The following is a 9,260-nucleotide window of genomic DNA, read 5'->3' as shown; positions in this document are numbered from 1 at the left end:
AAGATCAGCAGGCATCCAACAGATCCTGCCGACACAACACCCAACTGCCAAGCCCCACAACACATTTCATTCTGAAACGATCAGTTAGCCGCGCCCCGCCGCCTGCCGCCCCGCCGCCTGGACCCGGATCGTAAAACGGAGTCCTGTCCGTCGAGTTGGGGTTGCGGGCGCGGTCGGCGGTGTCTCCCCCCACCCCATGGGTGCCGGAAACCGCCAACACTTCGGCCCGAAGTGTTGGCGGTTTCCGAGAAGGGTCCCCGGCAGCGGATCGGCGAACAGCGTCAGATGTGCGGAGCCTCTACGCGTCGGGGGAACGCCGGAGACCGGGTCAGCGCTGGACGGGCTTGCCGCGGCCCCAGGCCCAGGCGAGGCGGTCGGCGCCGGACTGGTTGGTGGTGGCCAGCCAGGGGCGGGCGGGGTCGCCGGTCAGGGTCTGCAGTGTGTAGGTGTCGTCGGTGCGCAGGCCGGGCCAGTACACGGATCCCATCTTCAGCTCGCGGAAGGTGTCGGTGACGGCCTGGACGTAGTTGACGAAGTTGTTGGAGGCATCCGGCTTGTTGTAGTCCAAGCCGGTGGTCATCGGGGCGCCGAACTCATCCGCGACGGTCCGGTTCGCGCAGTCGCCGATGCGCACCTTCAGGTCGGCCACCCACTGGTCGTAGGTCGCGTACTCCTTCCAGAACCCGTAGTGGTGCAGCGACAGGTAGGTGCCCTTCAGGCGCGGGTCGGCGCAGACGGAGGTGACATGGTCGTTGTAGCCGGCACCGCTGACGAACACCCGGTTGCGGGGGACCGACGGGTAGGTCTCGAGCCACGTCGCCGCGATGTCGGCCCACTCGGTGTCGGTGTAGCCGTGGGGCTCGTTCATCGGCTCGAAGTAGACGTGCTTGTCGTTCTTGTACGCCTTGACCACGGTGTTCCACATGGGCCAGTAGGTGGCGGTGTCGTCGATGAAGCCGTCCTTGCGGGTACCCGTCCCCTCCCAGTAGGAGACGATGACCTTGAAGCCCTTGTCCGACGCCGCGTCGATGACTCCGCGGTACGACTTCCAGTAGGAGCCGTTGACGGTGTACGGGTTGATGGGCAGTCGTACGGTGTTGGCGCCGAGGTTCGCGCGGAAGGCCGAGATGATCCGGCTCGCCTTGGCGTAGGTCTGGGCGTAACTGTCGGAGGTCGACAGACCGGACAGCACGATGGGGTCGTCGGCGAAGTTGTCGCGGGGATCAGCCCAGTTCACGCCCTTGAACTGGGTCGTGTCGGTGCTCGGCGCGGCGTAGGCGGGGCTGGCGGCGAGGGTCGTGCCGCTGGTCCCCGCGATCAGGATCGCCACGACGGCGGCGCGCAGGCGGGGGGTGAAGCGGGTGCCGGCGGAGGTTTTGCGCATCAGCGTGCCCTTTCGGAAGATGACGACTCGGCGCATGGCGGAGCCCGCGCGTGGCTGAGTGGCCGTCGGAAGGTGTGCCGGGCTTGACGGTTGGTGTCGGCTCGCCGTCGGGGGCCCGGTGATGACCGGTGGCGTGGTGCACCGGTGGGCTTGGCGTGAGGAGTAGGGGCCCTACGTGATGGGGGCGGCCTCCCTCGCCTGCGGCGCTGAGACCATCGTTCCGCTCCTCCCTGCTCCACCGACCGCAGTACGGTGTTTACGTAAACATGCTTCGGAAGAAACGTCGGCCGAGGCGGGGATCCGTGGTGATGTTTACGTAAACATTGCGGCGCCGGAATCGTGGCATCCGGCACGGAGATCGTCAAGGTTTCGCGCACGTAACGTCCGTAAGGACGCAGCCGAGTTGTGGTGGATGGACGACAACCTCAGGGTCACCGGCGCGTTCTTCCCCAGGGAGTTCGACCAGGCCTCGAACGTGCCGTCGTGCGGCGAGCGCCTGCCCTCCGCCCGCGACCCTCGCCTGAAGGCGCGCACACCGGTCGTGGGAGCTCAGTGTTTTCGCCGGTGATCGGCGGGTCCGGCCGACTGCCCTGAGCGGCTTCCGCCGTCGGCGACGCACCTCGCGCGGTGTCTGCCCATCGGTCCGGAGTCGTGATAGAAGCGGCGGAAGGGGATTGTCGACTGGCAAGAATGAGGTTCTGGCCATGAGGGCTGTGGTGGTCGGCGCGTCGAGTGGTCTGGGCCGGTGCATCGGGGTCGACCTGGGGCGCCGTGGCGACCAAGTCGCCCTGCTGGCACGTCGGCACGACCGGCTGGTCGACGCGGCGAAGGAGGCGGGTGCGGACGCGCTCGCCCTTGCCTGCGACGTGACCGACGAGTCGTCGTGCCGGGCGGCCATAGAGGAGGCCGCCGCCGGGATGGGCGGGGTGGACGCGCTGGTCTACGCGACCGGCACAGGTCCCCTCGCGCCGATCGAGAAACTCGACGCCGACACCTGGCGCCGGGCCATGGACACCAATGTGATCGGCGCGGCGCTGGTCACGAGCGCCGCGCTCCCGTACCTGTCGGCATCGGGCGGTGTCGCCGCCTCCGAACAGGTCGACACGGCCCGGGAGTTCATCGGCGCGCCCCCGCGGTGGCCGAGTGGCACCACCCGGTTCCGGTCCCGTCCGCTCCGCGCCGATGTCCTCGCGTACGAATATCGGTCATATGTGCAGAAGGAGCGTGACGCCACGGAGGCCGCGGGCACACCGTCAAGTAGCCTGAGGCGGGGCCTGGTTGACCCGCGTGATCGTTTCGTGGTGAGGGCTCGTGGGCAGGGTTCGGGCAGCGTTGTCGCGTTGTCCCGGTCCGCCGGACGGAGGGAGGGGCGAGCGCGGTGTCTGACCAGGTGCGGACGGCGGACGGGCGGCTCCTGCGGGTCGACGTCTCGGGCGATCCGTCCGGACGCCCGGTGTTCCTGCTGCACGGCACGCCCGGCAGCCGGATCGGACCGAGACCGCGGCCCATGTTCCTGTATCAGCGCGGCACCCGGCTCATCAGCTACGACCGCCCCGGGTACGGGGGGTCCGACCGCCGGCCCGGCCGCCGGGTCGTCGACGTCGTGCAGGACGTGGCCGCCGTCGCCGACGCCTTCGAGGTGGAACGCTTCGCGGTGGTGGGCCGCTCCGGCGGTGGACCGCACGCACTGGCCTGCGCCGCGCTGCTGCCGGAGCGCGTCACACGGGCGGCGGCGCTGGTCGGGCTCGCGCCGCGGGACGCGGAAGGCCTGGACTGGTTCGCGGGGATGGCGCAGTCCAATATCAGTGAGTTCCGGACCGCGTTCACCGATCCCGAGCGGTTCGAGGCCGGGCTGATTCCCCGCTCGGCCGCCATCCGCAGGAACCCGGCCCGGCTGCTCGACGAGCTGCGCTGCGATCTCACCGACGACGACCGGCAGATCGTCTCGGACACCGGGATCCGCTCCATGCTGCTGCGCAACTACCAAGAGGCGTTACGGACTTCACCGTACGGCTGGATAGACGACGTACTGGCGCTGACCGGCCACTGGGGATTCGACCTGGCGGAGATCCGGGTACCGGTGCTGCTGTGGCACGGGGCGATGGACGCCTTCTCGCCGGCGTCCCATGCCTCCTGGCTCGCCGAGCGCATCCCCCGGGCGACGGTCGCCGTCGAACCCACCGCGGCCCATTTCGGGGCGCTGCCCGTGCTGCCGAAGGTACTGAACTGGCTTCTCGCGGATTCGCCCGCCTGGCCGGCGCCGCGGTGAACGCGCCCGGCCCCAGGGGGTGTCGTTTGGATCACCCCGGGTCCGCGACGCCTGGCACGGCACCTCGCCGCGTTGTCGCATCACCCGAGTACGCCCAGTACGCGGGTCATGCTCCGCCTTGCGATGCGCCGCACCATGCGCCGCGGCCTGATCCGAGGTGATCCAAACGACACCCCCTAGGTCCAGTCGTCACATTCCCGTCGTCCGCCCGGAGGGAGGCAGGCGGGAATGTGACGACAGGGCCTAACGGCGGTCACACCGTCAGCGGCTCCAAGTCCCGGTAGACGCGCCGCTCGTCCATCGCGAGCCGCGTGAGGCCGTTCTTGTCGCCGAGCAGGGTGCGCAGCTCCGTCAGCGCCTCGTCGCGCATCCGCCCGGCCTCGTCGTCGCGGCCCAACGCGCGCAGGGTGAGGGCGCAGTTGCCGGCCAAGGCCAACGTGTCCGGGTGATGTGCGCCGAGGACCGCGCGAAGTGTGGCCGCGGTCTTCTCCTCCAGCTTCAGGCTCTCGGCGAGGCGTCCCTGGTCGGCGAGGACATTGGCGTAGTTGACGCGGGTGAAAAGGGTGTACGGGTGCTGCTCGCCGAGGATCTCCGCCATCCGGCGCAGAACCTGGAGGAACACCGACTCCGCCGCGTCGAGGTCCCCACATCCCCAGTGGTAGATCCCGAGGTTGTTGAGCGCGGCCTGGGTGTACGGATGGGACTCGCCGGGAACCAGCATGTACTCGACCAGCGCCTCCTGGGCGACATCGCGGGCGGCCTCCCGCTCGTCGGCGGCGAACAGGTCGGCAGCCATGTTCAGATCGCAGGCGAGCGAGTCCGGTGTCGAAGCCTTGTACTGGGCCCGGTACCGTGCGCGGGTCGCGGTCGTCAGCCGGCGGGCGTCCTCGAACTGGCCCTCCCGGCGCAGCGCCACGGCGAGGGACTTGGCGCAGCTCAGCGTGCCCGGGAAGGTCCTGCCCAGGACCTGCTTGTGGGCGTCGTAGGTGCGCGAGAGCAGGGTGACGGAATCCGCGTACCGGCCGACGTCGCGAAGGTCGATGCCGAGGCGCGCGGCCGAGCCCAGGGTGTACGGATGGTCGGGGCCGAGGATCTCCGTGCGCCGGTCGAGTGTGTCCTGGTCGAGTTCGCGGGCCTCGTGGTAGCGGCCCACCATGCTGAGCGCGAGCGCGAGGTTGTTGGCCGCGCTGAGGGTGCGCGGGTGCGACTCGTGGAAGATGTCGCGGAAGCCCTCGTGCGCCTCGCGGGCCAGTTCGACCGCGGACCGGTACTCGCCGAGCGCCGTGAGATCGCCGGCGAGGCTGGACGTGGTGAGGTACGTGTGGGGATGCGAGGGCCCGAGCACCTCGTGCTGCCGTTCGAGCACCGCGGTGTCGATCGCGCGGGCCTCGACGTGGCGCCCCAGAGAGCGCAGCACATTGGCGAGGTTGAAGTGCAGATACAGGTACTGCACATTGTCCTCGCCGAGGAGCGGCCCCCATTGCTCGAGAAGGTCTTGGGCGAGCTGCTGGGCGCCGCTGAAGTCGCCACGTTTCCATAGATAGCGGACGCGGTCGATGAGCAGTCGGCGGGTCTCGGGCTCGGCGCAGTCGCGGGCGTCGGAGGCGGCCAGGTGGGGCCAGATGACATCGAACCGTGACCAGGTCCCGGGGTCGTCGATGGGTTCGTCGGCGTCGGGACGGAAACCCGCGAGCACCCTGTGCACGACGTGCCGGGACTGCTGCTGCTCCTCCTCGGAGAGCTGCGAGCGGATCACCGCCTGCACCAGGCGGTGGACCTGGATACTGCTGCTGGCCTGGTCGACCTTGGCGAGCGCGAACCGGCCGATCTCCTGGATGACCCGGCCGAGGACCAGCCGCTCCTGGAGGGCGGGGTCGTACGGCTTCAGGGCGTCGATCATCTCCTTGCTGTAGAGCAGCTGCGTGGAGATCGGCTCGGGCCCGAGGAACGCGCACAGCTGGAGCAGCCGCACGGCGGCCGGGGAGCGTTCCCGCAGCCGGTCGATGGAGACGTTCCAGGTCGCGGCCACCGGCGCCGGGTAGCCGACGGGCTGGTTGATGCCCAGTACCGCGGTGGTCTGGTCGTCCAGCTGCCGCAGATAGACCTCGACCGGAGTGGCCGTCTCGGCGAGCCAGGCCGCCGCCTGCTCCACCGCCAGCGGCAGGTCGCCCACCGCGATCGCCACCTGGTCGGCCTCCGCGCCGCTGAGCCCAGGGGCCCGCCGGGTGAGGTGATCCACGCTCTCCTCGCGCCGGAACACATCGATGGGCAGGGCCTCGACCTCCTGCGCCCACGCCTGGTTGCGCGAGGTGACGAGGATGTGGCCGCCGCCTCCGGCAGGGAAGTGGGGGAGGAGCTGCGCCGGGTCGTCGGCGTTGTCGAAGACGAGCAGCCAGCGGTTGGTCGGCACGCTGCTCGCCAGCATCCGCACGGCCTCCTGGCAGACCACCGTCATGTCCTCGCCGCCCGGTGCGCCGATGCGGGCGCCGAGTTCGGCGAGCGAGGCGACGACGTTGGCGGTGTCCTCGGCGGAGATCCACCACACGAGGTCGTAGTCGGCCATGAACCGGTGCACGTACTCCAGAGCCACCTGTGTCTTGCCGACACCGCCGAGCCCGAACAGCGCCTGGGACTGCGGCAGCACCACGGAGATGCCGCTGCCGAGCTGCTCGCGGACCTGGTCCAGGACGACGCCCCGGCCGGTGAAGGCGTAGTTGCGCTGGGGCGCGTTCCAGATCGCCGGGGTGCTGCCGGGGAAACGCGTACTCGAGGGGTCGCTGTCGACGGGCCGGACCGGCAGTTCCAAGGCCCTCAGCAGCGCGCTGACGCAACTCTCCTCGCCGAGCCGGTGCAGGTCGACCGGGTTGTGCTCCAGGTAGGTCTTCGACAGCCGGACCTCCTCGACCCGCAGCGGGATCACGGTGCCGTGCGGGGAGTCCCGGTCGTAGTCGGTGAGGGCGCGCCAGGCGGCGTCGGCGTACCGGGACTTGCGGAAGCCGTTCGACAACAGGACGAGGGTTCTCACGCCGGCATCGGAGCGTTCGACAGGACCGGTGGAGATGTCGTGCGGTGTGACGTCGCAGCCGACGCGCTTGAGCAGCGACCTGATCCAGTCGGCCCACATGCGGTTCTCCGCCGCGTAGGCGATGACGACACGGGCCGGGTTCGTCGTCGGCCGCCGCCGCACGAACGCGTCGCGGCAGCGCAGCCGCACCGGCTCCGGCACCGTCGGCAGTGTGTTGACCTCGCCGTCCGAGATGACCGAGGCGAGCCGCTCGAAGGCGGACAGCAGGGAGTTGGAGATCCCGGTCTCGTCGCCGACGGTGGCGAGTGTCTCCTCGTACGCGTAGTACGGCCGGTACGGGATCTCGACGGAGCCCCAGTACGCCGCCAGTTCCTCGGGGCCGAGGTCTTCGCCGTCGCGCCCCTTGGGCAGTCCGTCGAACTGCAGCCGGGCCAGTGCCCGTCCGGCGTCGGCCTTCTCCTTCTCGCCCTCGTCGATGCGCATCGGCACGGGCAGTACGCGGATCCTGCGCTTGCGGTAGCCGTCCTCGATGCTCCGGGCCACGGCCGCCGCGCCGGTCATGGCCTGGTCGCTGAGGGTGAAGCAGTCCACGACCACGTCGGGCATCTGGATGGTGCAGATGTCTGCGTTGTCGGACAGGCCGGTGCGGCTGTCGATCAGGACGTAGTCGTACGAGGCCTTCATGTCGTCGCGCAGCGCGTCGAGGAAGAGGCCGCCGCCCAGCCGCTCGTAGAAGTTGTCCCACTCGAAGGACGACACGGTCGCGGAGTACGAACGGTCCTGGCGGCCCGCGGAGAGGAAGTCGAGCGAACCGCCGTCCGCGAAACGCAGTCCCAGGCGTTCGGGTGTCAGCGACAGGGCGTGCCGCTCGACGCGCGCGTAGTCGAGGTGCCAGGCGCCGGAGCGCTGGGCCGCGGTCGTCGCGGTCGTCGCGGCCCAGGCGTACTCGTTGATGAGGTCGATGACGCCGGTGGTGGCGGCGAGCGCGTTGGGGTCGAGGAAGGGATGGAAGAAGCGGTGCAGCCCCGGAGCCTCCAGGTCCCAGTCGACCGCCAGGACGCTCTTGCCGTTGGCGGCGAGTATCCACGCCGTGTTGGCCAGCGCCATGGTCCGGCCGGTGCCGCCCTTGTACGAGTAGAAGGTGATGATGCGTCCGTCCTGCGCGGCGGTCATGCTTCTCCTCCGAGGTCGGGTCCGCCTTCGCGGTACGGCAGATGGGTGGGGCCCGTCAGGCGGGGCCTGCGCACCGGCGGGCCCGGGGGTGGATGGACCTCGGCGTGCTTGAGGTACTGCCGGGTCGTGTGGGCGACGACGGCCGGGAGTACGTCCGTGAATGCCTTCAGGGTGGGTACGCCGTCGACCGCGACCCGGCAGTCGGTGCGCCGGCCCCGGTCCAGGATCAGCGGCAGGGTGCGCTCCAGCTCCTCCGCGAGCCGCCGGCCCTCGTCGCCGTGACACTGGCTGTCGCCCCGGTTCCAGGGGACGATCGCGCTGACCCAGGGGTCGGCGCTCGCGTCGAACGCCTTGAGCCTGCACTGCCGTTCCGCGTCGGCGAGTGCCCAGCGGTCGATCAGGAGGATGCGCGGGCGGCTCGGCGGCAGAGGGCCGGGGCCGTCCGGCAGCGGGTCCGCGCCGGTGTCGTCGTCGAAGGCGGACACCGTGATCAGGTAGTCGAGGGAGCCGATCAGCTCCTCGGCGAGCGCGGGCAGCGGGCGGGTCGACTCCGAGTGGTACGGGTTCCAGTCCCGGGCGTCCTCGCCGTACGGGCGGTCGTCACGGTGCTTGGGGATGCTGTGCCGGGTGGGGGCCGCCACGGTCAGATGGATGCGCCGCGGAGCCGTGTCGATGTGCCGCGGAACCGTGTCCATGCGCCGCGGACCCGTGCCGCGCGGCTCGAACAGACTCCGTGTCCCCTCGTACGAGGGGAGACGGCCGGGTGGCAGCGGTGAGTCGTGCGCGACCCGCACGATGCGCCGGGCCAGGCCCAGTACGGCTTCCTCGTACTCGTCCCGCAGCCGGGCGAGTTTGATCAGCCCGTAGATCCCGTCGTCCGCGTAGCGGTGCCCGAAGGCGGCGTGGTCGACGCGGATGTGCCGTAAGAAGTCGGGGAGTTGGTCGTGTTCGATGCGCGTCCACAGGACGGGGACGGCTCCGGAACCGGCGGTGGCCCGTGCCCACGCCCTGCGCTCGTTGAACGCGAACCACTCCCGCCCGCAGTTCTCGCTCGTGAAGTAGCGAGGTGAGAAGAGCGGTACGAACACCCGGCAGGTCGCGAGATTCTCGCGGAGTTTCCTGGGCCAGCCCTCGCCCGGCCGGGTCTCCCGGTCCATGAAACCCGCGGGGGCGCCGGCCGGAAGATCCGTGAGCGCCATGACGTGGTCGCACAGATCCGTGAAGAACGCGCGCACCCAGTGATCGGGGTCCCCACCGCCCGGACCCCGTCCAGGCGTGGGCGGATGACTCAGGTAGAAGTACGGCCGGTTGTCCGAGACCCGATCGGGCATGTCCACATGTCCCCCTGCCCGTGGATGGACCCTCACCCCGCCCGCGCGGACGTCGTCGTCCGGTGGGAACCAACCATG

At 70.1% G+C, this 9,260-nt stretch carries 4 protein-coding genes and 1 pseudogene; 2 read left to right on the top strand and 3 right to left on the bottom strand.

What is annotated here, in order from left to right; genetic code table 11:
- Positions 1 to 328 precede the first annotated feature (328 nt).
- On the bottom strand, positions 329 to 1,384 hold the full coding sequence (locus ACX28W_RS23460; protein ID WP_459001186.1) for a glycoside hydrolase family 5 protein: 1,056 nt from the start codon (positions 1,382 to 1,384) through the stop codon (positions 329 to 331).
- Between the two features lie 704 nt (positions 1,385 to 2,088).
- Between ACX28W_RS23460 and ACX28W_RS23455 the strand changes: the two are divergent.
- Both ACX28W_RS23455 and ACX28W_RS23450 read left to right on the top strand, forming a co-directional pair.
- Positions 2,089 to 2,451: pseudogene (locus tag ACX28W_RS23455) on the top strand (SDR family oxidoreductase); the annotation flags it as partial.
- 311 nt (positions 2,452 to 2,762) lie between these two features.
- Complete coding sequence (locus tag ACX28W_RS23450; RefSeq protein WP_459001184.1) at positions 2,763 to 3,653, top strand: alpha/beta fold hydrolase; 891 nt, start codon at positions 2,763 to 2,765, stop codon at positions 3,651 to 3,653.
- A 253-nt stretch (positions 3,654 to 3,906) separates the two neighbouring features.
- Here ACX28W_RS23450 and fxsT read toward each other — a convergent pair whose 3' ends face one another.
- Both fxsT and ACX28W_RS23440 read right to left on the bottom strand, forming a co-directional pair.
- The gene (gene fxsT, locus ACX28W_RS23445) at positions 3,907 to 7,851 is read right to left on the bottom strand and encodes an FxSxx-COOH system tetratricopeptide repeat protein (protein ID WP_459001182.1); all 3,945 of its coding nucleotides are present in this window, start codon (positions 7,849 to 7,851) and stop codon (positions 3,907 to 3,909) included.
- Positions 7,848 to 9,182 (bottom strand): TIR-like protein FxsC, encoded by a 1,335-nt coding sequence (locus ACX28W_RS23440; RefSeq protein ID WP_459001181.1) that lies wholly within the window; start codon positions 9,180 to 9,182, stop codon positions 7,848 to 7,850. The genes fxsT and ACX28W_RS23440 overlap by 4 nt, the downstream gene beginning before the upstream one ends.
- Positions 9,183 to 9,260: the final 78 nt, after the last annotated feature.

Source organism: Streptomyces sp. SD15 (assembly GCF_054462255.1).
This window is presented reverse-complemented; position numbering and strand designations above follow the sequence as displayed.

Bases quoted from the DNA above. Each gene is read 5' to 3' on its own strand.
- ACX28W_RS23460 (WP_459001186.1), bottom strand. From the start codon at position 1,384: ATGCGCAAAACCTCCGCCGGCACCCGCTTCACCCCCCGCCTGCGCGCC.
- fxsT (WP_459001182.1), bottom strand. From the start codon at position 7,851: ATGACCGCCGCGCAGGACGGACGCATCATCACCTTCTACTCGTACAAG.
- ACX28W_RS23440 (WP_459001181.1), bottom strand. From the start codon at position 9,182: ATGCCCGATCGGGTCTCGGACAACCGGCCGTACTTCTACCTGAGTCAT.